Annotated in this window: 18 protein-coding genes, 4 tRNA genes and 2 pseudogenes; 8 read left to right on the forward strand and 16 right to left on the reverse strand. The window is 59.9% G+C overall.

Annotated features, from left to right (window positions below):
• Positions 1-239 precede the first annotated feature (239 nt).
• The gene (locus tag AACY08_RS15755) at positions 240-980 is read right to left on the reverse strand and encodes an FKBP-type peptidyl-prolyl cis-trans isomerase (RefSeq protein WP_339470292.1); all 741 of its coding nucleotides are present in this window, start codon (positions 978-980) and stop codon (positions 240-242) included.
• A gap of 258 nt (positions 981-1238) precedes the next feature.
• Between AACY08_RS15755 and AACY08_RS15760 the strand changes: the two genes are divergently transcribed.
• Entirely contained in the window at positions 1239-3047 is a 1809-nt protein-coding gene (locus AACY08_RS15760; protein ID WP_339470294.1) for a di-heme-cytochrome C peroxidase, read from the forward strand.
• Positions 3044-4210, forward strand: coding sequence for a catalase family protein (locus AACY08_RS15765; protein ID WP_339414628.1), 1167 nt, complete (start codon positions 3044-3046; stop codon positions 4208-4210). The genes AACY08_RS15760 and AACY08_RS15765 overlap by 4 nt, the downstream gene beginning before the upstream one ends.
• Positions 4211-4445: 235 nt before the next feature.
• On the opposite strand, the gene AACY08_RS15770 is transcribed toward AACY08_RS15765, so the two are convergent.
• The 5 genes from AACY08_RS15770 to AACY08_RS15790 all read right to left on the reverse strand — a co-directional run bounded on the left by AACY08_RS15770 (position 4446) and on the right by AACY08_RS15790 (position 9560).
• Positions 4446-5381, reverse strand: coding sequence for a LysR substrate-binding domain-containing protein (locus AACY08_RS15770; RefSeq protein ID WP_339470297.1), 936 nt, complete (start codon positions 5379-5381; stop codon positions 4446-4448).
• Positions 5382-5464: 83 nt separating this feature from the next.
• Positions 5465-7474, reverse strand: coding sequence for a CocE/NonD family hydrolase (locus AACY08_RS15775; RefSeq protein ID WP_339470298.1), 2010 nt, complete (start codon positions 7472-7474; stop codon positions 5465-5467).
• 27 nt (positions 7475-7501) lie between these two features.
• Complete coding sequence (locus AACY08_RS15780) at positions 7502-9085, reverse strand: BCCT family transporter (RefSeq protein WP_339470299.1); 1584 nt, start codon at positions 9083-9085, stop codon at positions 7502-7504.
• A gap of 303 nt (positions 9086-9388) precedes the next feature.
• A tRNA-Asp gene (locus AACY08_RS15785) sits at positions 9389-9465 on the reverse strand.
• A 19-nt stretch (positions 9466-9484) separates the two neighbouring features.
• Positions 9485-9560 (reverse strand) — tRNA-Val (locus tag AACY08_RS15790).
• Between the two features lie 201 nt (positions 9561-9761).
• On the opposite strand from AACY08_RS15790, the pseudogene AACY08_RS30525 reads away from it, so the two are divergent.
• Together AACY08_RS30525 and AACY08_RS30530 are read left to right on the forward strand one after the other, a co-directional pair.
• Positions 9762-9971, forward strand: a pseudogene (locus AACY08_RS30525) (sigma factor); the annotation flags it as partial.
• Between the two features lie 78 nt (positions 9972-10049).
• Positions 10050-10439: pseudogene (locus tag AACY08_RS30530) on the forward strand (TonB-dependent receptor domain-containing protein); the annotation flags it as partial.
• A 141-nt stretch (positions 10440-10580) separates the two neighbouring features.
• Here the strand turns inward: AACY08_RS30530 and AACY08_RS15800 are convergent.
• Both AACY08_RS15800 and AACY08_RS15805 read right to left on the reverse strand, forming a co-directional pair.
• Positions 10581-10657 (reverse strand) — tRNA-Asp (locus tag AACY08_RS15800).
• A 19-nt stretch (positions 10658-10676) separates the two neighbouring features.
• A tRNA-Val gene (locus AACY08_RS15805) sits at positions 10677-10752 on the reverse strand.
• A 159-nt stretch (positions 10753-10911) separates the two neighbouring features.
• On the opposite strand from AACY08_RS15805, the gene rdgC reads away from it, so the two are divergent.
• The 3 genes from rdgC (at position 10912) to sugE (ending at position 13385) form a co-directional block, all read left to right on the forward strand.
• On the forward strand, positions 10912-11832 hold the full coding sequence (rdgC, locus tag AACY08_RS15810) for a recombination-associated protein RdgC (protein ID WP_034103031.1): 921 nt from the start codon (positions 10912-10914) through the stop codon (positions 11830-11832).
• Between the two features lie 166 nt (positions 11833-11998).
• Complete coding sequence (locus AACY08_RS15815; RefSeq protein WP_339470301.1) at positions 11999-12964, forward strand: bile acid:sodium symporter family protein; 966 nt, start codon at positions 11999-12001, stop codon at positions 12962-12964.
• A gap of 106 nt (positions 12965-13070) precedes the next feature.
• A complete protein-coding gene (sugE, locus tag AACY08_RS15820; RefSeq protein WP_010211634.1) occupies positions 13071-13385 on the forward strand; it encodes a quaternary ammonium compound efflux SMR transporter SugE in 315 nt (104 codons plus the stop codon).
• A 123-nt stretch (positions 13386-13508) separates the two neighbouring features.
• Here the strand turns inward: sugE and AACY08_RS15825 are convergent, their stop codons facing one another.
• From AACY08_RS15825 to AACY08_RS15840, 4 genes are all read right to left on the reverse strand, one after another.
• Positions 13509-15383 (reverse strand): MFS transporter, encoded by a 1875-nt coding sequence (locus tag AACY08_RS15825; RefSeq protein ID WP_339470302.1) that lies wholly within the window; start codon positions 15381-15383, stop codon positions 13509-13511.
• 58 nt (positions 15384-15441) lie between these two features.
• A complete protein-coding gene (locus tag AACY08_RS15830; RefSeq protein ID WP_339470303.1) occupies positions 15442-16590 on the reverse strand; it encodes a TDT family transporter in 1149 nt (382 codons plus the stop codon).
• A gap of 106 nt (positions 16591-16696) precedes the next feature.
• The gene (locus AACY08_RS15835; RefSeq protein ID WP_339470304.1) at positions 16697-17008 is read right to left on the reverse strand and encodes a cupin domain-containing protein; all 312 of its coding nucleotides are present in this window, start codon (positions 17006-17008) and stop codon (positions 16697-16699) included.
• A 43-nt stretch (positions 17009-17051) separates the two neighbouring features.
• The gene (locus AACY08_RS15840; RefSeq protein WP_339470305.1) at positions 17052-18245 is read right to left on the reverse strand and encodes an MFS transporter; all 1194 of its coding nucleotides are present in this window, start codon (positions 18243-18245) and stop codon (positions 17052-17054) included.
• A 91-nt stretch (positions 18246-18336) separates the two neighbouring features.
• Here AACY08_RS15840 and AACY08_RS15845 point away from each other — a divergent pair, with 91 nt between their 5' ends.
• Positions 18337-18876 carry a TetR/AcrR family transcriptional regulator gene (locus AACY08_RS15845; protein ID WP_339470306.1) on the forward strand — a complete coding sequence of 180 codons (540 nt, stop codon included), beginning with the start codon at positions 18337-18339 and terminating at the stop codon, positions 18874-18876.
• A 69-nt stretch (positions 18877-18945) separates the two neighbouring features.
• On the opposite strand, the gene AACY08_RS15850 is transcribed toward AACY08_RS15845, so the two are convergent.
• From AACY08_RS15850 to AACY08_RS15865, 4 genes are all read right to left on the reverse strand, one after another.
• Complete coding sequence (locus tag AACY08_RS15850; protein ID WP_339470308.1) at positions 18946-19725, reverse strand: ABC transporter permease; 780 nt, start codon at positions 19723-19725, stop codon at positions 18946-18948.
• Positions 19722-20654 carry an ABC transporter ATP-binding protein gene (locus AACY08_RS15855; RefSeq protein ID WP_339470310.1) on the reverse strand — a complete coding sequence of 311 codons (933 nt, stop codon included), beginning with the start codon at positions 20652-20654 and terminating at the stop codon, positions 19722-19724. Before AACY08_RS15855 ends, AACY08_RS15850 begins: the two co-directional genes overlap by 4 nt.
• 136 nt (positions 20655-20790) lie before the next feature.
• Positions 20791-21408, reverse strand: a complete 618-nt coding sequence (locus AACY08_RS15860) for a glutathione S-transferase family protein (RefSeq protein ID WP_339470311.1) — start codon at positions 21406-21408, stop codon at positions 20791-20793.
• A gap of 57 nt (positions 21409-21465) precedes the next feature.
• Positions 21466-22125, reverse strand: a complete 660-nt coding sequence (locus AACY08_RS15865; RefSeq protein WP_339470313.1) for a transglutaminase-like domain-containing protein — start codon at positions 22123-22125, stop codon at positions 21466-21468.
• Between the last annotated feature and the right edge of the window lie 61 nt (positions 22126-22186).

The following is a 22186-nucleotide window of genomic DNA, read 5'->3' on the forward strand; positions in this document are numbered from 1 at the left end:
AGATCGGGCGTTTTTTGCGCACATTGAAAAAACCCAACATTTCATTGACTTAGTGTTGCTGTGCGGCTAGCCATGCTCGGGTTTTATATCAGACTGTTGCCAGGTGTGGACGTTCGTTTGGATTTGCACAGCCTGTGGACATGGGCCCGCTCGCTACAAGATCGTGTAGATACCCGAAATGCAGCCCCCGGAAACAACAACGCCCCGTCGAGACGGGGCGTTGTGTGTTCAGGCGCCTATTACTTCTTGGCGGCTGGTGCTGCAGGGGCTGCAGGGGCTTCAGCCTTGGCTGGGTCCTTGATGCCCAGCAGTTCCAGATCGAATACCAGCACGGAGTTGGCTGGAATCGCCGGGCTCGGGCTCTGGGCGCCGTAGGCCAGGTCGGACGGGATGTACAGCTCGACCTTCTCGCCAACGTGCATCAGTTGCAGGCCTTCGACCCAACCTGGGATCACGCCGCTGACTGGCAGGTCAATCGGGCTACCGCGATCCACGGAGCTGTCAAAGGTAGTGCCGTTGGTGAGCTTGCCGGTGTAGTGCACAGTCACCACGTCAGTCGGCTTAGGCTGTGCACCATCGGCTTTCTTGATGATCTTGTACTGCAGACCGGAAGCGGTGGTGACGACGCCGTCTTTCTTGGCGTTGTCTTCAAGGAATTTCTTGCCGGCGGTTGCCGACTCTTCACTCATCTTGGTCATGCGTTCTTCAGCACGCTTTTGCAGTGCGGCAAACGCTTCAACCAGCTCGTCGTCTTTGAGCTTCTGCTCTTTTTTGCCGACGGCATCTTCGATGCCTTGGGCTACTGCTTTGGAATCCAGGTCATCCATGCCTTCCTGGGCAAGGCTCTTGCCCATGTTCAGGCCGATGCCATAGGAAGCTTTCTGCGCCGGGGTTTTCAGCTCTACGCTGGTCTGCGAATCACAACCCGCAAGTACCAGGCTAACCAGGGCCACCGCCGCCGCCAACCGATGCTGTTTCATGCTATTTCCTTGTTCATGCGCCAAAAGGGCATTCGAATAAAGTCGCGAGCTTATCAGGCGGCCACGACCAATGGCTACCGGCATGTGAGCAGGAAACTTCTGATAAGTTCACGTGTTTAAAAGCATTTTCATTCATGATGGGGCCCCGCGAAGGATCGTGGGACCGCCTACTACCACGCTCATGGCCACTTGCCGCACTTGTGGCGTAGTGGCATAACAACACGACTCCTCGACAAGACCGAGACAAGGATAGCCATCTTGCGCATTTTTTCCCGTGTATTACTGCTGATATTCACCCTTCTGGTCCTAGTACTTGCCGTGGTGCTCTATTACATCGTCAACCCCAAGCTGCCGGAATACGTGCCCGTGGAGCAGGTGCACTATCAGGACCAATGGAGTGCCGCCGACCGCCAGACCTATTACTTCACGCCCCAGGGCACTCAAGTAAAAGGCCTGCACTACGACTGGTTCACCGCCCTGGAACTGCCGTTTTCCGAGCGCCGTTTTGCCACGCCGGGTTACCTCGCGCGCTTCGGTTTCCTGGTCGATCCCAAACAGCTGCCGACCGCGCAAAACCCCGGCAATTTGCCGGTAGGTTTCGCCCGACACAAGAACGCCGGCAGCAACGTCGAGTACCTGGATATCAACTGTGCCGCCTGCCACACCGGCGAGCTGCACTTCAAAAACCAGGCGCTACGCGTCGACGGCGGTTCCGCCCAGCACGTGCTGCCATCCAGTGTGCCAACCTTGCGCGGCGGCAGTTTCGGCCAAGCCCTGGTCGCCAGCCTTGCGGCTACCTACTACAACCCATGGAAGTTCGAGCGCTTCGCCCGCCAGGTGCTGGGAGATCGCTATGACGCTGAGCACAAACAACTGCGCGAGGACTTCAAGCAGTCCCTGAACAAGTTTCTCAAAGTGGCCTGGAACGACACTCACCGTGGTCTCTACCCCACCGAAGAAGGCCCCGGCCGCACGGACGCCTTTGGCCGTATCGCCAACGCCAGCTTTGGCGACGCGATTTCCCCGGACAATTATCGCGTTGCCAATGCACCAGTGGACTACCCACAACTCTGGGATATCTGGACATTCGACTGGGTGCAATGGAACGGCTCGGCCCAGCAACCCATGGCGCGCAATATCGGTGAAGCCCTGGGCGTAGGCGCGACCCTGACCTTTTTCGACGCCGCCGGCCAGCCGCTCCAGGGCGATGCGCGCTACCCGTCCAGCGTCCGCGTGCGCGACCTCAACCTGATCGAAGAAACCCTGCAACGCCTCAAGCCACCGACCTGGCCAGAGGACCTGTTCGGCGCCGTCGACAAACCCCTCGCCGCCCAAGGCCGCACACTGTTCGCCGAGCACTGCGCCGGCTGCCACGTGCCCAACGTCACCCAGGAAAACGGGCGCCCGGTGCAGCAGCTTAAAATGCTGCCCGTGGACTACATCGGTACCGACCCCGGCGCCGCCAGCAACATTGCCGACCAACGCTACGACCTCAGCGCCCTGCAATGGGACCCCGCGGAACTGGCCACGCTGAACGTCGAACTGCACCCCGCGCCGACCGAGCCACTGGACCTGAAAAAAATGTCCGTGGCCAAGGGTCTGGCTTATGTCACCGCCTTCGTCGAAGAGCATGCCTACCGTGCGGCCGGCGTGACCCCGGCCGAGCGCCCGCGCCTGGACGGTTACGGCCTGCCCATCGGCGTACGCGAGTTGCGCGCCTACAAGGCGCGGCCACTGGCTGGTGTCTGGGCGACGCCGCCGTTCCTGCATAACGGTTCGGTGCCGACGCTCTACCAGTTGCTCTCGCCCCAGGACGAGCGCAGCACCACCTTCTATAAGGGCACTTTCGACTACGACCCGCGCCATCTCGGTTTTAAAACCGGCGCGTTCAAGAATGCCTTCCTGTTCGATACCAAAATCACCGGCAACCACAACAGCGGCCACGAATTCCGTGCCGGCAGTCGTGGCAATGGCGTGATCGGCCGTGGCCTGCTACCGCAGGAACGCTGGGCGCTGCTGGAATACCTCAAAGTGCTGGGCGGCCCGCTGGAGCAACAACTGCCATGATGATTCGATCCCCCTACGACCGACCTTCCCTGCTCGGCCGCCTCTGGCTGCGCATCGGCGCATTTCTCGGCAAAACCTTGCTGTGGCTGGTGGGCCTCGGCCTACTCGGTTGGCTGGCGGCGACCGCCTGGTACGCCTGGCAACACAGCGGCCCGGTGTCACCAAATGAGCAAATCCCAGCGGGCGAAGCGGCGATGACCCAAGGCATCATCCAGACGGCGGTGCGCATCGTCGACCAACACCGTGAAGGCACGCGCTACCTGCGTGATGCCCACGCCAAGGCCCACGGTTGCGTGAAAGCCGAAGTCAGCGTGCTCGCCGATCTCGACCCGGCACTGCGCCAGGGCGTGTTCGCCGAACCGGGCAAGACCTGGCAGGCGATGATGCGGTTGTCCAACGGCAACGCTTACCCGCAGTTCGACAGCATCCGTGATGCCCGGGGCATGGCGCTCAAGTTACTGGATGTGCCGGGCAAGCAGCTGCTGGCCGACCAGCAGACGCGCACGGAACAAGACTTCGTGATGTTCAGTCACCCGAACTTCTTTGTCAGCGATGTGGCGGAGTACGCGCAGAACATCGGCGCGCAGGCGGACGGCAAGAAGGTGCTGGCGTTCTTCCCCAAGGCCGACCCGCGTAGCTGGCAAGTGCGTCACTTATTCATCGCCCTGGCGACACTCGCACCCGCACCGGCCAGCCCGACGCAGACTACGTACTTTTCAGTTTCGCCCTACAAGTTCGGCACGGCCAACGCCAAATTCCGCGTCGCGCCCGACCCGCAAAACTGCCCGGAGTATCAACTGCCGAAACAAAACCAGGACCTGCCAAATTTCCTACGCAGCGCCTTGAGCCAGCAGCTGTCCACCGACCGCGTGCCGGCGTGTTTCGTGCTGCAGATCCAGCGCCAGAACCCGCAGAAATTCATGCCGATCGAAGACACCAGCATCGAATGGAAAGAAAGCGATGCGCCTTATGAAACCGTGGCGAAGGTGCATATCCCGGCGCAGGATTTCGACACGCCCGAGCAGAACCTGGCGTGCGACAACCAGTCCTTCAACCCCTGGTTCGGCGTAGCGGAGCACCGCCCCATCGGCGGTATCAACCGTTTGCGCAAAGCCGTGTATGAAGCGGTCAGCGATTACCGCCACAGCCGCAACGCGCCATAAAGAATGCGTAACAATGGACCCTACGGTGTAAGGATTGCGTCGGGTCTATTGAGCCATTTTCACCCCGCCTCTACCGTGAGCACCTACCCCATCACCCGCAGGAAATCACCGTGGAAGGCTCAACCCTCGGCATGATCGTACTCACCCTGATCGCCGTGTTCGGCACCGCGTCTTTTTGCTTCGAACGCCTGGCGACGCGCCAGATCAAAAACAAAAAACCAGTCAGCACTGACCTTCAGTCAGGGAGCCCAGCCTCTGCGGTACGGGCCCGCAACCACTGACGAAAACTGCGCACCGCCGCGGGTGGATTGCGGTGATGCGGCTGCATCAGGTGCAAGCGACCGCGACTGTGCATGCTGTGGGGCAAGGCCATTTGCAGGCGCCCGGAGTCGAGGTCGCTTTCCAGCAAGCGCTTCCACCCCAGGGCGACGCCGTGGCCCATCACCGCCGATTGCATCAACAGTTGATAGCTGTTGGTGCGCAAGGCATGGCGCGGCGAGTAGTAATCGGCGCCCGCATCAGCAAACCAGTCGGCCCAAGTCAGCCAGTCGTGGTGATGGTCTTCCACGATCAGCAAGGTGTGAGCGTGCAACAGGTGATGCAGGTCGCGAATCGGGCCGTGACGCTCAAGGTAACCGGGGCTGCACACGGCGATGACCTGCTCGCTGTCGAACACCGGCGACAGCTCAAGGCCGTGGGGCGCGGCCAGTTCATCCAAGTGATAGAACAAGCCCAGGTCATATTCGCTGACATCCAGATGGCTGGGGCTTTCGCTGCACAGGATGCGGATATCCAGGTCCGGGTGGTCGCGCTGGAACTGCGGCAACAGACCGGCCAGCCAGATAGAGCTGATGGTGGGCGTACTGGCCAGGGTCAACTGGCGATCGGCACCGCGCCTGCGCAACTCGGCGGACTCGCGGTCAAGCTCGCGCAACAGGCGTTGGACAGTTCGAAAATAACGCACCCCGGCGGGTGTCAGGCTCAAGCCCTGGGCCAGCCGATAAAACAGCGGGCGGGCCAGGTCTTCTTCGAGGCGTTTGACCTGGCGGCTGACCGCGCTCTGGGTCAGGTTCAATTCATGGGCGGCCTGGGTAAAGCTCAAATGGCGGGCCGCCGCTTCAAAGGTCTGCAAGCAATTGAGGGGAGGAAGATCGACGTTACGGCGCGACATGAGCAAGTCCATTGGCAATGACGGGCCCAGGTTACCCCAGGCCCGCAGAGATCACGTTGGCGAGCATCCTGCCAGTTGCCTGCTCAGAGTGCGACCCTGGCCACGCGTTTACTCCATCGCCGACGGTGTTCCAACTGGCCGTTTTCCCAGGCGGTCTGCTCCGCTTCGATGTAGAACCACTCGGCGTCGGCGTGCACGCTCAATTGGCTTTCCACCTCCACGGCCCACTGGTCGCGGCCGACTCGGTAGTGCCATTCGATATCGGCCCGCGTCGACAGCGGATCCCAGGGCAAAGTGCGGTATTGCTCAGTGCAACGCTGGTCCACCGACAAGCCGTGGTCGGTAAACCGCACTGAACCCAAGTCATCTTCGATTTTCACGGAGACTTCGCCACTGCCCACGTCTTCGATCAAGGTGCGTTTCGGCGCAGCGGCGCGTAGGACGTCCATCGCCACCGGCGTAGCCGACTGCGGCGCTTCGAACGGGCAGTCCACCGCCTCGCCTTTGAATATCGGCAATTGCAGGCTTTGCAGACTCGGCAGCAACGTCAGAGTGGTCAGCTCACGGCTCGGCCACAGTAACGGGAAACTCGCGGTACTAAGGGCAAGACGCAAACGGTAGCCGACGGGCAGGCGCATGCCGATGTGGTCGAGGTTTAACTGCACGTCCATGGGCTCACCGAGGACTACAGGTGTTACCTGGGAAAAATCCTCACGCAGTGTGAGATTGAGTACACCGTAACTGATCTGCGTGACTTGCCCGTCCGGCGCTATCGCATTCAGCCGGGCGACCAATTGACCACAGGCGGTGTCACTTGCCAGGCGCAACTTAAGACGTGCATCGCCGAGCAACGACAGCGGCTCGGTCAGTACCTGGGAGTCGAAGCACAGCGAGTGGGCGTCATCACGACGTTGATCCGTCGGTCCATCGGGGCCAAACCAGATGGCGCAGTATTCGCCTTGGTGCAGGCCGGTGGTCAGCGGCGAGCAGATGCTGCGCGGCGCCGCCAACGGCAGTGAGCCTGCACTCAGGCCCTGTTCGCCGAGGCTGAAATCCGCCCATTGCACCTGCGGATCCGGCCAGCCGGAGGTCTGCACCCAGATCCCCGGCCGCTCGGCATAACTGCCCTTCGGCGGCAGAATATCCTGTAGGTAAAAGGTGCAAGACGCGTCATCCATTACCCCGTTATTGATGCCCTTGAGCCAATGATCCCACCAGCGCTTGGCCTCTTGCAGGAAGCCGATGGCCGGGTTGGGCACGGCGAAATGCGGGTATTTGTGGATCCAAGGTCCGATCATGGCTTTCTTCGGGCCTGGTAGGTTTTGCATCAGACGAGAAACGGTGTTGCGGTAGGCATCGCCCCAGCCACCCACCGCATACACGGCCGCCTTGATCTTCGAATAGTCCTCGCACACCGAGCCATGGCGCCAATAGTCATCGCGGGTCTGGTGTTGCAGCCAGGTTTGCGCCAGCAACGGCATGGCGTCCAAGCGTTGGTGCCAGAGGTGTTTCCAGTCGTCGCCCACCAGCAAAGGATCCGGCACCGCGGCGCTGAAGTTGAGCATGGTGGCGGCCCAACCGAAGTTCTCCATCAACAGATTGCCGCCCTTGTAATGGATGTCGTCGGCAAAGCGATCATCGGTGGAGCACAGGGTAATGATCGCCTTCAACGCCTCGGGCTGGCGTGCCGCGACTTGCAGCCCGTTGAAGCCGCCCCAGGAGATGCCCATCATGCCGACATTACCGTCGCACCAGGGTTGATGGCACAGCCAGTCGATCACTTCGAGGGCGTCTTCCTGTTCCTGCAGCAGGTATTCATCGGCCATCAAACCTTGGGATTCACCGTTGCCCCGCATATCCACCCGCACACATACATAGCCCTGCCCCGCCATCCACGGGTGGGTCAACGCATCGCGTACGGCGGTGCCGTCGCGTTTGCGGTACGGCAGGTATTCCAGGATCGCCGGGAAGGATTGCAGGCCGGCGGCTTCCGGTAACCAGATGCGGGCGGCCAGTTGGGTACCGTCCTTCAAGGGGATCAGGCAGTGCTCGATTTCGCGCACGGTGTAAGCAAATTCAGTGACGATTTCCATCAGTAACTCCTACAGCGGTTCAATCGATCAGCGGGCGAAATCCGGCACCGGGCTGGCGCCACGCGATTGCGTTTCGGGGGTCCGCTGAAGGCGCTTCACATCCAGCAACGCGGGATTTTTCAACCAGAAAATCAGCGAGGTACTGGCCAACAACACCAGGATCATCCCGGGCAAACCGCCGAGGTTGGAGAGCATCTTCACGCCGTCGATGCCCACAAACGCGACCATGACCCACGACACCGTGCCGATAATCAGGCCCCAGACGATCTTCAGCAGCGGGTTGCCGTCGAGATCGGAGTCCGCGGTCACGCCTTTGCTGCACAGGTTGGCGATCACATCGGTGCTGGAGTCCGCCGCCGTGACAAACGAGATGAACGCTACTAACAGCAGGAACGCGATCATCAGGCCGCTGGCCGGCAATTGCTGGAACATCTGGTACAGCACGTGCTCCACGCCCTGCTCGTTCAGCACACGGTTGAGGCTGCCGTCGCCGAGGGCATCGAAGTACAGGCTGGTGCCGGAGAAAATGCAGATCCATATCGCCGTGAACAGCGCCGGGTAGAGCATGTTGATATGGATGAATTCGCGCACGGTATAGCCACGGCCGATCTTGCCAAGGAACAGCGCGCTCACCGGCGCCCAGGCGAACCACACCGACCAGTAGAACACCGTCCAGCTCTGCGGCCAGGTGTCGCCACTCGCGGCACCAGTGAACAGGCTGCGGCTGAAGAAGGTGTCGAGGTACACGCCGAGGGACTCGACGCCGAGGCTGAACATGTACAAGGTCGGCCCGCACAGCAGCACAAACAATCCCAGCCCCAGCATGATCCAGGTGTTGAACGAGGACAGCATCACAATGCCTTTCTGCAGGCCGCTGGCGGCCGAGGCGACAAAGGTGATGACGATGATCGCAACGATGATGGCTAGGCGGAACGGCGTGGTTTCACCGCCGATATATTGGGCCAGGCCACCGGCCAGGGTCAGCGCGCCAGTGCCCAGGGATGAGGCCATGCCCGCCACCAGGGCGAACATCGCCAGGGTGTCGATCAGCCCGGCGTAGCGCTTGACCCGCGCTGCGCCCAGCAGCGGCTCGAGCATGGCGCCAATGGAGAAGTTGCTGCGACGGTTATAGAACACCAGCGCAAACACCAGCGAGGGCACCAGGTAAATGGCGTAGGGGGTGATGGTCCAGTGCAGGAACATCGTCGACATGGCAAAGGTCTTCGCCGCCGAACTGCCCGCTTCGATCGGCAGGCTGGTGGGTGGGCCATACAGGTGATAGAGCGGTTCGGCGGTGGTCCAGAACAGCACGCCCACTGCGAGCGTGGTGCACAGCGCCACCATGAACCAGCGCCATTTGCTCAGCAATGGCTGGGCGTCTTCGCCGCCGATACGCACCTTGCCCAACGCGGAGAAGTAGACGATCGCCGTCAGCACCACCATGGCAAACGAGCCGGCGCTGAACAGCCATGAGAAGTTTTTCAGGATTAGGTTATTGAGCTGTTTGCTGATCGCCAGGAAGGCATTCAGGTCGACGTAGCTGGCGATCACCGCCGCCAGCAGGATCAGGAACGTTGGCCAGAACACCAACGGACGCAGTGGATACTTCATAGAGAGCCATTCCCCTTGCAGACTATTCTTATCTTAGAGAGCGGGCACTGCAGCATCCTGCTGCCGTGACTCGCCTGGAAGTCTTCGCGTGGCTATAGATAACCGTTTAAGCGGCCAGGGACGCAATCAACCAATCTGCATAGGGGTATTCCCCCACGTCATGGCGCACCAGCACAGTTCAGGGCGAACATGCAGTGCACAACGGCGAAGCGTAAGGCGGATAAATCGCAGACGAAAAAAAGCCCGCTCAATGAGCGGGCTTCTTGTGGTGACCTGGCGTTCAGCGTTCCAGGTGACCGAATATGGCGCAGCGGACGGGACTCGAACCCGCGACCCCCGGCGTGACAGGCCGGTATTCTAACCGACTGAACTACCGCTGCGCGTAACACTTGAAGCGAATGGTGGGTGATGACGGGATCGAACCGCCGACATTCTGCTTGTAAGGCAGACGCTCTCCCAGCTGAGCTAATCACCCTTCACTTTCGGTGTGGGCGGCATCATACACCAAAAATTCGCAATGTCTTGATTTAAATGCACTTTATTTTTGATTTTTTCCAGAGCCCGGCGAAACCCCGTAAAAACGGGCTTTTGCTCGCGCAAATACGAGTCTATTGGGTTTGCCGGGCGCTTAACCGCACAATTAAAAATTGTTCTCAATAACGCCTGAGCCGCGCTTATGTCTGTGGGTGAACCACCCTTCCAAAGGGAAATCACCCAGCTCTGCAGCGAGCATCATGGCTGGCTGCTCACCTGGCTGCGGCGCACGCTCGGCTGCCGCCAAAATGCCGCTGACCTGGCGCAGGACACGTTCGCACGCATCCTGAACGCGCGCGAATCCTTAGCCGGCATTCGCGACCCCCGGGCCTACTTGAGCACGACGGCCAGCCGCGTGGTCACCTACCAGGTCACGGGCTATAACCCCAACTACCGCGAGTCCGGACGATTCGTGCCTTACATCGGCACAGTTCAGGCCGGCTACACCCACAAGGTCGTGCGCGACGACAAGGACGTGAATATCTCCACCTTCGAGCCCGAAGATCAGGTCAAGCTGTTCACCACCTACAAACTCAAGGGCAACCTCGACAAGTTGACGGTAGGCGGTGGTGTGCGCTGGCAAAGCGTGGGCTGGCAGGACATCTATAACTCTCCCCATGGCGGCGATGAAGAGTTCTCCCAGGACGCCTATTGGCTGGTCGACCTGCTGACCCAATATCAGGTCAGCAAAAACCTGTCAGCGACGCTGAACGTCAACAATATCTTCGACAAGTCTTACTACACCAACATCGGCTTCTATAACTCCGCCGCTTACGGTGAGCCACGCAATTTCATGGTGACCACACGCTGGGATTTCTGATCCCCCAATAAAAAACGCCGCCGATCATCGGAAATGATCGGCGGCGTTTTTTTGTTTTTGCAAAGCCCAGACAGCAAAAAGCCCGCTCAATGAGCGGGCTTCCTGTGGTACCTGGCGTTCAGCGTTCCAGATAACCGAATATGGCGCAGCGGACGGGACTCGAACCCGCGACCCCCGGCGTGACAGGCCGGTATTCTAACCGACTGAACTACCGCTGCGCGTAACACATGAAGCGAATGGTGGGTGATGACGGGATCGAACCGCCGACATTCTGCTTGTAAGGCAGACGCTCTCCCAGCTGAGCTAATCACCCTTCGTTTCGGTGTGGCGCGCATTCTACGGAGCGGCCCTAGGTCTGGCAAGCACTTTCTTAAATCTTTTTTTTGATAGCTTCCAATGGCTTAGGCAGGGTTGGCCTGGGACGCTATCAAGAGAATAATGCCCCCCTTTGTATAAAGGAGAGACTCGCCCCATGTGGTTCAAGAACCTGCTTATCTATCGCCTGACCCAAGATCTGCCTGTTGATGCCGAGGCGTTGGAAGCGGCCATGGCCACCAAACTGGCGCGCCCTTGTGCCAGCCAGGAGTTGACCACTTACGGTTTCGTCGCGCCTTTTGGTAAAGGTGAAGACGCTCCCCTGGTTCACGTCAGCGGTGACTTCCTGCTGATCGCCGCGCGCAAGGAAGAACGCATCCTGCCGGGCAGCGTGGTGCGTGACGCACTGAAAGAGAAAGTCGAAGAGATCGAGGCCGAGCAAATGCGCAAGGTCTATAAGAAGGAACGCGACCAGATCAAGGATGAAATCATCCAGGCCTTCCTGCCGCGTGCCTTTATTCGTCGCTCGTCGACTTTCGCCGCCATCGCGCCCAAACAGGGCCTGATCCTGGTCAACTCGGCCAGCCCCAAGCGCGCCGAAGACTTGTTGTCCACACTGCGTGAAGTGATCGGCACCCTGCCGGTTCGCCCGCTGACGGTAAAAACCGCACCAACCGCGATCATGACCGACTGGGTCACCACCCAGAAGCCGGCGGATGACTTCTTCGTGCTCGACGAATGCGAACTGCGCGACACCCATGAAGACGGCGGCATTGTGCGCTGCAAGCGCCAGGACCTGACCGGTGAAGAGATCCAGCTGCACCTGACCACCGGCAAAGTCGTGACCCAACTGTCGCTGGCCTGGCAAGACAAGCTCTCCTTCATGCTCGACGACAAGATGACGGTCAAGCGCCTGAAGTTCGAAGACCTGCTGCAAGACCAGGCGGAACAGGACGGCGGTGAAGAAGCCCTGGGCCAACTGGATGCGAGTTTTACCCTGATGATGCTGACGTTTGGTGACTTCATCCCTGCGCTGGTCGAAGCACTCGGCGGTGAAGAGACCCCACAGGGTATCTAAAAGCTAATTAGATCTTATGTGGGCACGGTCAGTGTGGGAGCCGGGCTTGCCCGCGATGCAGGCACCTCGGTCTTCAGTTGAATCGAGTTGATGCTATCGCAGGCAAGCCAGCTCCCACATTTGATCGAGTTGCCACCTCCAGCGCTCTAATAACAAGGACACCCCCATGCGCGCACTCGCCGTCTTGAGCCGCTTCGTTGGCAATACCTTCGCCTACTGGGTGTTGATTTTCGCCGTCGCCGCCTTCCTCGAACCCGGCTGGTTCATCGGCCTGAAAAGCGCCATCGTCCCGTTGCTGGGTCTGGTGATGTTCGGCATGGGGTTGACCCTCAAGATTGATGACTTCGCCGAAGTCGCCCGCCATCCGTGGCGCGTGGCATTGGGCGTGGTCGCACACTTCGTCATCATGCCGGGCGTGGCCTGGTTGCTGTGCCAGGCCTTCCACCTGCCGCCGGAAATTGCCGTTGGCGTGATCCTGGTCGGCTGCTGCCCAAGCGGCACCGCCTCCAACGTGATGACCTGGCTGGCCCGCGGCGACCTGGCGCTGTCGGTCGCCATCGCCGCCGTCACCACCCTTCTCGCCCCGCTGTTTACGCCGGCGTTGATCTGGTTGCTGGCGTCGGCCTGGCTGCCAGTGTCGTTCATGGAGTTGTTCTGGTCGATCCTGCAAGTGGTGCTGCTGCCGATCGTGCTCGGCGTACTGGCGCAGCGCGTGCTCGGTGATCGGGTACGCCACGCGGTGGATGTGTTGCCACTGGTATCGGTGGTGAGCATCGTGATCATCGTCGCGGCGGTGGTTGCCGCCAGCCAGGCGAAGATCGCCGAGTCGGGCCTGTTGATCATGGTCGTGGTGATGCTGCACAACAGCTTCGGTTACTTGCTGGGCTACTTCACTGGCCGCGTGTTCAAGTTGCCATTGGCGCAGCGCAAGTCGCTGGCGCTGGAAGTGGGCATGCAGAACTCCGGGCTGGGTGCCGCATTGGCCAGCGCGCATTTCTCGCCCTTGGCGGCGGTGCCGAGTGCGTTGTTCAGCGTCTGGCACAATATTTCCGGGGCGTTGCTCTCGACTTACTTGCGCCGCATGAGCGAGAAGGAAGACCGTCGCGCCTTGGAGAACACGCCGCAAACTTGATCAGTCGATCACTTTTGGGCACTCTTACGAGCTTCGCGGGGACGACCCCGTGACGCTTTCAAGCGCCTAATCCGGGGACGACCCCACCTAGCGTTAGGAGGTCATCATGTCCTGGATCATTCTGTTTTTTGCGGGCCTGTTTGAAGTTGGCTGGGCCGTCGGCCTGAAATACACCGACGGTTTCAGCAAGCCGCTGCCCACTGCCCTGACGATTGCCGCCATGGCCGTAAGCCTTGGCCTGCTGGGGCTGGCGATGAAGGAACTGCCCCTGGGCACCGCCTACGCGATCTGGACCGGAGTCGGTGCCGTGGGCACCGTGATCGCCGGGATTATCCTGTTTGGGGAATCCATGGCGCTGTTCCGGTTGGCCAGTGTCGCATTGATCATTTGCGGGCTTATTGGCCTGAAGATCAGTACCTAAGCCACTACCGCTATCGCAGCGATGCGGCGACCCGACAAGCCCACTCCCGCATTTGGATTTGTAGATACGCTCAGATGTGGGAGCTGGCTTGCCTGCGATGAGGGCCTTGAAGCCAGTAAAAAACTACCTGACACTGCCCCGCAACACCCCCACCCTTTCCTGCAACTGCGCAGGCGTCGCGGCCTCTACCGTCACCGGCTCACCCGCCACCAACACCACCCGCGACCAGATCCGATGAAACAACCCTTTGTTCGGATCGCGGCTGAAAAAACTCCCCCACAACCCCTGCAACGCCATCGGAATCACAGGCACCTGCGTCTCCTCCAGGATGCGCGTCACGCCACCGCGAAACTCGTTCATCTCGCCATCGGCGGTCAACTTGCCCTCCGGGAAAATGCACACCAACTCCCCGTCCTTCAGATACTGCGCAATCCGCGTGAAGGCCTTTTCATAGATTTGGATGTCTTCGTGACGCCCGGCAATCGGAATCGCCCCGGCCGTGCGGAAGATAAAGTTCAGCACCGGCAAGCGGTAGATCTTGTAGTACATGACAAAGCGAATCGGCCGACGCACCGCGCCGCCGATCAGCAGCGCATCGACAAATGAAACGTGGTTGCACACCAGCAGCGCCGCGCCTTCGTCCGGGATCGCTTCCAGGTTGCGATGCTCCACGCGGTACATGGAATGGCTGAGCAGCCAGATCATGAAACGCATGGTGAACTCGGGAACGATCTTGAAGATGTAGGTGTTAACCGCGATGTTGAGCAGCGACACCACCAGGAACAATTCGGGAATCGACAGCTTGGCCACGCTCAGCAACAGGATCGACACAATCGCCGAGACCACCATGAACAGTGCGTTAAGAATGTTGTTGGCAGCGATGACCCGCGCACGCTCGTTCTCGGCGGTGCGCGACTGGATCAACGCGTACAGCGGCACGATATAGAAGCCGCCGAACACGCCCAGGCCGAGGATATCGAACAACACCCACCAGGCTTGCCCGTAACTGAGCACCGCGAGCCAATCGTTGGCCTGCACGTTCTGCGGGAAGCCGCCGGAATGCCACCACAGCAACAGGCCGAACACGGTCAGGCCGAATGAGCCGAACGGCACCAGGCCGATTTCCACCTTACGCCCGGAGAGTTTTTCGCAAAGCATCGAGCCGAGGGCGATCCCCACAGAGAACACCGTGAGGATCAACGTGACCACGGTTTCGTCGCCGTACAGCCATTCCTTGGCGTACGCAGGGATCTGCGTCAGGTAAATCGCGCCAACAAACCAGAACCACGAGTTACCCACGATTGAGCGCGAAACGGCCGGCGTCTGCCCCAGTCCCAGGCGCAAGGTGGCCCAGGATTCACTGAAAATGTTCCAGTTCAGGCGCAACGCTGGGGTCGACGCCGCCGCCCGCGGAATACTGCGGCTGGCCAGGTACCCCAATACCGCCACACCGACGATCGCCACGGCTACCACCGGTGCGTAATGGGTGGACGACATCATTATTCCAGCGCCGATGGTACCGGCCAGGATCGCCAGGAACGTGCCCATTTCCACCAGGCCGTTGCCACCTACCAGCTCATCGTCGTGCAGGGCCTGGGGCATGATCGAGTATTTCACCGGACCGAACAGCGCCGAGTGGGTGCCCATGGCAAACAGCGCCAGCAGCATCAATTCCAGGTGGTTGGTCAGGAAGCCCGTCGCGCCCACGGCCATGATCACAATCTCGCCGATCTTGATCGCGCGGATCAATCCGTCCTTGTTGAACTTCTCGCCAAACTGCCCGGCCAGCGCCGAAAACAGGAAGAACGGCAGGATGAACAGCAAGGCACAGAGGTTGACCCAAATGGACCGGTCACCGTCGATGGTGAGCTTGTAGAGAATGGCCAGGATCAGCGATTGCTTGAAGATGTTGTCGTTGAAGGCACCCAGCAACTGGGTGATGAAAAACGGCAGGAAACGCCGTGTGCGCAGCAAGGTGAATTGCGAGGGGTGGCTCATCGTCCGTGTTCCTGCGTGGCCTGTTATCGATTCAGGCCACGACTTTACCTAATCCGGCTTACTTATTCGCTAGTCCTGCAATGCATGGCGAAACAAAAAGCTCACCTTTATAGGCGCCCTGCACCGTGCGTTTAGCGACGATCAGCCACATCAGCGTCAACGCCACCACCAACAGACAGCCGAACACACTGAAGAACCCCAGGTGCAGCAGGCTCGCCAGCTTCAGTGTGGACAAGGCGTAAACCCCCAAGGGGAAAGTGAAGCCCCACCAACCCAGGTTGAACGGGATACCGGCGCGCAGGTAACGCAGGGTAATCAGTACGGCGATCAGCATCCACCAAAGGCCAAAGCCCCACAGTGTAATGCCCGCCACCAGCCCGAGGCCGTTAGCCATTTCACCGACACCCGGCAAGCCATTGGCCGCGAAGATCGCCGGCGCATCTCCCCCCAGCAACAACATGCCCAAGGCACCGGTGCCGATGGGGCCTAGCGCCAGCCAGCTCGACGCGGCCATATTGGCGTGGGGCAATTTATGCAGGGCCATGCGCAGCATCAGGATGGTCAGGATGCTGAACGCCACCGGCAGGGAAAACGCCCACAGCACGTAGCTGGTCACCAGCATCACCAGTTGCGAATGGGCGTCCGCCAGGTGTGGGGCCAGCAGGCCGCCGCTGGCGGCGGCGACTTCGGCGGCAACCACGGGAAGCAGCCAAACGGCCGTCATCTGGTCGATGCTGTGTTCCTGGCGGGTGAACATCATGAACGGGATAAGCACGCCGCAGGCCAAGGCCATCGCGACATCCAGCCACCACAGCGCTTCAGCCAGCGGGATCACGTCGCTGCCCCAACGCGGCAGGCCGAACAGCAGCAAGCCATTGAGAATGGTCGCGAGCCCCATGGGGATAGTGCCGAAGAACATCGACACCGTGGAGTGCCCGAAAATCCGCCGCGCCTCGTGGAAAAACATCACCCAGCGGGCTGCGTACAACACGCAGAACAACACGAACAGGCCGACGGTGAACAACCACAGCGCTTCGGCGATGGCGTACAAACCTGGCAGGTTGACCGGCAACTGCGCCAGCGCCAGCGCCAGCACGCCCGTGCCCATGGTCGCGGCAAACCAGTTGGGGGTGAACTGGCGAATCACTTCCCGAGGACGGGTCAGGTGACTGAAGGGTTTGTAACTGATGGTATTCGAGCAGGTCATGATGGCAATCCTCTTCCTCGCATGAGGTTGAGACCATGATAGAACCCGATCGAATATCTATATAACGGGTAATATCTCTATCTGTTATCTACGTTGTAGATATAGCCTAAATGCTGCCTTCGCACTCGATCACCAGAATACGCGCCGGGCCTTGGGGATGGGCCACATGCTCGGTGCCGACACTGGCATAGAAGATATCCCCTACGCCCAACTCCGCCACCTGTTCGAAGCCGTTGTCGCGGTAGTGCATCTGCACCCGGCCATCCAGCACCACGAACACTTCCTCGCCGTCATTGATGTGCCAGCGATACGGCTGGTCAGTCCAGTGCAAGCGCGTGGTGATGCCGTTCATATTGGCGATATCCAACGCCTCCCAGGCGCGGCTGCCGGTGAAGTCCTTGCTGCGGATGATCTTCATGCTTGAATCTCGATCGGGCGATACGAGAGGCGATTATTACCTATCAGCCGCGTGTCGTCGCCTTGGCGCGCGCCGAATCCTGCAACAGCAGCCCGACCAGTGCGCCGAGGGACAGCAGTATGAGTACCGCGCCGTAACCATCGGTGGTGACGATCAAACCAAAGCTGCGAATCAGGTTGCCCGCCAGCAAAGACGGCAGGCAGAACGCCAGGTAACTCAGCACATAAAACGCCGACATCAAACCCGCACGCTCATGGGACAAGGCCAGCGGCACCACACTGCGCAGGGCACCGAGGAAGCCTGCGCCAAAACCACTGCCGGCGATCAGGGTGGCGATAAAAAACAACGCCAGGCTGGCGCTGTGCACGGCCGTGAGGATCAGCGCCACACCGACTGCCAGCAAGCCGGCCCCAAGGCGTAGCACTTTGTCGGCCGGTCGATTGCGCAGCGTGAAGATCATCAATGCGCCGCTCAAGGTCAACACCGCCACCAGGCCGCCGCCGATCAGGTTGGAGGTCGAACCGGTGGCGGCCCGTACGAGTGACGGCGCCAGGGACAGGTAGAATCCGCCCATCGCCCACACCGCCACATCCACCGGCAGCGACAACCACAAGGCCCGGCGCGCTTGCGGCGGTACATGTAAGGTCGGACACAGCGAAGCCAGTGCGCCGGGGATACGGCTGACGGTTTCCGGCAGGCGCCATACGTACACGGCCTGCAACAGCATCAGCACGAACAGCGTGCAGTAGATCAACTGGGTCGGCAGCGGCGCGAATTCCACCAGCAGACTGCTGCCCATCGCACCGCACGCCATGCCCAGCAGCGGCGCCACGCTGTTGACCAGTGGACCTTGCTGGCGATCCGTGTCGAGCAGTGCCGCGCCCAGCACGGCAGTGGCCATGCCCGTAGCAAAGCCCTGCAGCGTACGTGCGGCGATCAACCAGGCCACGCTGCCTTCATTGATAAACAGCAGCATCGCCAGCATGTTAAGGATCAATGCAGCGAAGATCACCGGCTTGCGTCCCAGGTGATCCGATAGTGAGCCGACGGTCAGCAGCGCCGCCAGGAGACTCAGCGCATAGACACCAAAGATCAGCGTGAGCATGCCTGCGGAAAAATGCAGGCCTTCCTGATACAGGTGGTACAACGGCGTCGGCGCACTGGAGGCGGCAAGAAACGTCAGCAAGGTGATCGCAAGGAACACCAGGCTGTAACGCTGAGAAATAGGGTTGGACATGCGCACACTCCGCTAAAGCTAATATTTTGCTTTTGTGGAGTGTGCTACCAGGCTGGGCTTAAAGCAAATTCTTTGTGTTAAGGTTTTACACATGGCGATAAAAGAAGGCCTCCGCCCGGGGGGCCGCAGTGCCCGGGTACAAGAATCCGTCCATTCAGCCGTGCGTGAACTGCTCGAAGCCCATGAGCGCTCCAGCGTCACTGTGCCGATGATCGCTGCGCGCGCGGGGGTGACGCCGTCGACCATCTACCGGCGTTGGGGCGACCTTTCTGTGTTGCTGGCGGATGTGGCGTTGGCACGGATGCGCCCGGACAGCGAGCCGGCGAACACCGGCAGCCTGCGCGGCGATTTGCAGGCCTGGGCCGAGCAGTATCTGGATGAGATGAGTTCTGAGCCTGGGCGGAACATGATGCGTGATGTGCAGTGCATGATTACGCCAGGCTACTGCGTGAGCATCCTGAGCGGGCAGTTTCAGGCGATTGTCGATCGCTATCCGGACAGCAGCCCGCCGAGCGTGGATCACCTAATCAACCTGCTGGCGGCGCCAACGGTGTTTCGTATTCTATTCTCGACCGCGCCGCTGACGGTTGAACAGCTGCATAGGCTGATCGAACTGGCACTGAAGGTCTGAAGCCCTTGCACAAAACCAAATGTGGGAGCGGGCCCGCCCCCACATTTTTGACCGCGTTTAGGTCAGCGCTTACGTACGCATCCCACGCCCGCTCACTAGCAGCTTCGCGCAGCCCATATACAGCACCACGGTCGCCACCAACATGAACGTAATCGCCACGCTGATCTTGATATCCGACACACCCAAAATACCGTAGCGGAAGGCGTTGACCATGTGCAGCACCGGGTTGGCCAGCGATACGGTCTGCCAAAACGGCGGCAGCAAGGTGATCGAGTAGAACACGCCACCGAGGTAAGTCAGCGGCGTCAGCACGAAGGTCGGAATGATCGAAATATCATCGAAGTTGCGTGCAAACACGGCGTTGATGAAACCCAGCAGCGAGAAGATCGTCGCCGTCAGAACCACCACCAGAATGGTGACCCCGAGGTGATGCACTTGCAGGTGGGTGAAGAACAGCGACAACAACGTCACGATCACGCCGACCATCAGGCCACGCAGCACACCACCGGCGGTGTAGCCGATCAGGATGGTGTGTGGCGACACCGGCGACACCATCAATTCTTCAATCGAGCGCTGGAACTTGCTGCCGAAGAAACTGGAGACCACGTTGCCGTAGGAGTTGGTGATCACCGACATCATGATCAGGCCCGGCACGATGTATTCCATGTAGGTGAAACCACCCATGTCACCGATCTGCCGGCCGATCAGATTACCGAAGATCACGAAGTACAGGACCATGGTGATCGCCGGCGGCAGCAAGGTCTGCGGCCAGATCCGGGTAAAGCGCTTCACTTCGCGATAGACGATGGTTTGCAGCGCGACGAGGTTGGGTTGTAGTTCGGAACTCATACCGCCACCTTCGCCAGATTTTTCTCCACCAGGGACACGAACAACTCCTCAAGGCGATTGGTTTTATTACGCAGGCTCAGCACTTCGATGTTCTGGGTCGCCAACTGCCTAAACAGCGCGGTGATGCCCATGGCTTTGTCCACCTGCACTTCCAGGGTGTGGCTGTCCAGCAGACGACTTGGGTAGCCCATCAGTTGCGGCGCCACCGACAGGTGATTTTTCAGGTCGAGCAAAAAGGTTTCCACGTGCAACTGGCCCAGCAGGTTACGCATGCTGGTGTTCTCGACGATGGTGCCATGGTCGATGATGCCGATGTTGCGGCACAGCTGCTCAGCCTCCTCCAGGTAGTGGGTGGTGAGGATGATAGTGATGCCTTTCTCGTTAAGCTCGGTGAGGAATGTCCACATCGAACGACGCAGCTCGATATCCACGCCAGCAGTGGGCTCATCAAGGATGAGAAGACGCGGCTCATGCACCAGCGCGCGGGCGATCATCAGGCGGCGTTTCATGCCACCAGACAGCGAGCGCGAGGGCACATCGCGCTTGTCCCACAGGCCCAGTTGCGTCAGGTATTGCTCGGCGCGCTCCTTGGCGATTTTCGCCGGGATGCCGTAGTAGCCCGCCTGGGTCACGACGATATCGAAGGTCTTTTCAAACTGGTTGAAGTTGAATTCCTGGGGCACCACGCCGATGGAACGCTTGAGCGCGGCCGGGGATTTGTCCAGGTCATGGCCGAAGATATTCACCGAGCCGCTGGTCTTGTTAACCAGGGTCGAGAGGATGCCGATGGTGGTGGATTTGCCGGCGCCGTTGGGGCCGAGCAAGGCGAAGAAGTCACCTTCGGCAACGTCCAGATCGATACCACTCAGGGCCTGGAAACCGTTGCCGTAGGTTTTGGTTAGCTGCCGGATGGACAGAGCGGAACTCATATCGGGATACGCACCAAAAGAAGGGAATAGAAAGAGTAGATGAGGGCGCAGCGCAGGTAGTTCAACCCACGATGCATGGCGGGCATGGTGCTTGCCCGCGCGGCACAAGTACAGTCACCTGTATTAATAGTCAGTATTAAGTCAACGCGGTCATGACCGCTTTGCGGTAGGCCGGCCGTTTTTGCAGGCGCTGGTACCAGGCCTCTAGATGGGGCATTTCAGGCCGTTCGATGGGCATTTCAAACCAGGCGTAGATGAAACTTCCCAAGGGGATATCGCCCATGCCGATCTCATTGCCCGACAGATACGGCTGCGCGGCGAGCGCCTCGTCAACGGTCTTGAGCACATCGATACAGGTTTGGCGCCCGGCGTGGATGCTGTCCCAGTTCTGTTTTTCGGCCGGGGTGCGCAGCACGCCCCAGAACACGATCTTGAAGGGTTCGGCGAAAGTGGAAGTGGTCCAGTCCATCCACTTCTCCGCGTTGGCGCGGGCTTTCAAGTCACTCGGGTACCAGTTGGACGCCTGTTTGGCGCAGAGGTAGCGCACGATGGTGTTGGATTCCCACAGCACAAAGTCGCCGTCTTCGATCATCGGCACCCGACCGTTGGGGTTCAACGCTCGGTATTGCGGTGTGTCGACTACACCAAAAGCGCCGCCCGCATCAATTGCCTCATAGCCCAGGCCGAGCTCCTCGGCGCACCACAGCGCTTTCCTGACGTTTGATGAATTTTTACGCCCCCAGATTTTCAGCATGACCGCGCCTTCATTGTTGATGAACATGGCTGGATGAACGCAGCAGCATACGCCGGTTCAGGCGCGGCTCAAATCGCTGTGCATATCGCCAAGCAGGGGCGGCATATCCTCGGCAAACAGGTGCGGGTAACACCGCTGGATATGGGCGAAAAAAAACGCCTCGGGTACGTCAGGGAATTGCCCATGGTCGACCACGTACTCCATTGAACGCTGGCCCTGGCGGTTGAAAGCGTGGAAAACGCTGTCGTTGATCCCGTCAAAATCCAGCGGCGGCACGTCGAACACATCGCACAGTTGCCTGTTGAACGCGGGCGTGGCTTTGACCCAGCGATCATTTAGGTAGAGCTCGGTATAACCGTGCATGGCAAACACGTCACTTTTGAGCAAGGCGAGCAGGCGCGGGGTCGACAAGTGATTGCGCACGTCCGCCAGGCCGATGCGCGCCGGGATGCCGCAGTGGCGGGCACAGGCCGCGAGCAACGTGGCCTTGGGCACGCAGTAGCTTTCGCCGGTGGACAGGGCGAAGCTGGCACTTAATGTGTCAGGATCGCGACTGAAGGTGTAGGGGTTGTAGCGAATCGCCTCACGCACGGCGTAGTAAAGGCTGACTGCCTGGTCACTTAAATTCGCACGAGTTCCGCGATGTTTTTCGGCGAACTCCACCACCGCAGGGTGGTCACTATCGATGAAGCGGCTGGAACTCAGGTACGTATCCATGAGTGTTATCTCCGAAGGAAGCCTGGAGTCTAACCACAGGCCTGCGGTGGAGTTAACGACG

The organism is Pseudomonas sp. EL_65y_Pfl1_R83, from assembly GCF_963970695.1.
In the GTDB taxonomy this organism is placed as follows: domain Bacteria; phylum Pseudomonadota; class Gammaproteobacteria; order Pseudomonadales; family Pseudomonadaceae; genus Aquipseudomonas; species Aquipseudomonas tritici.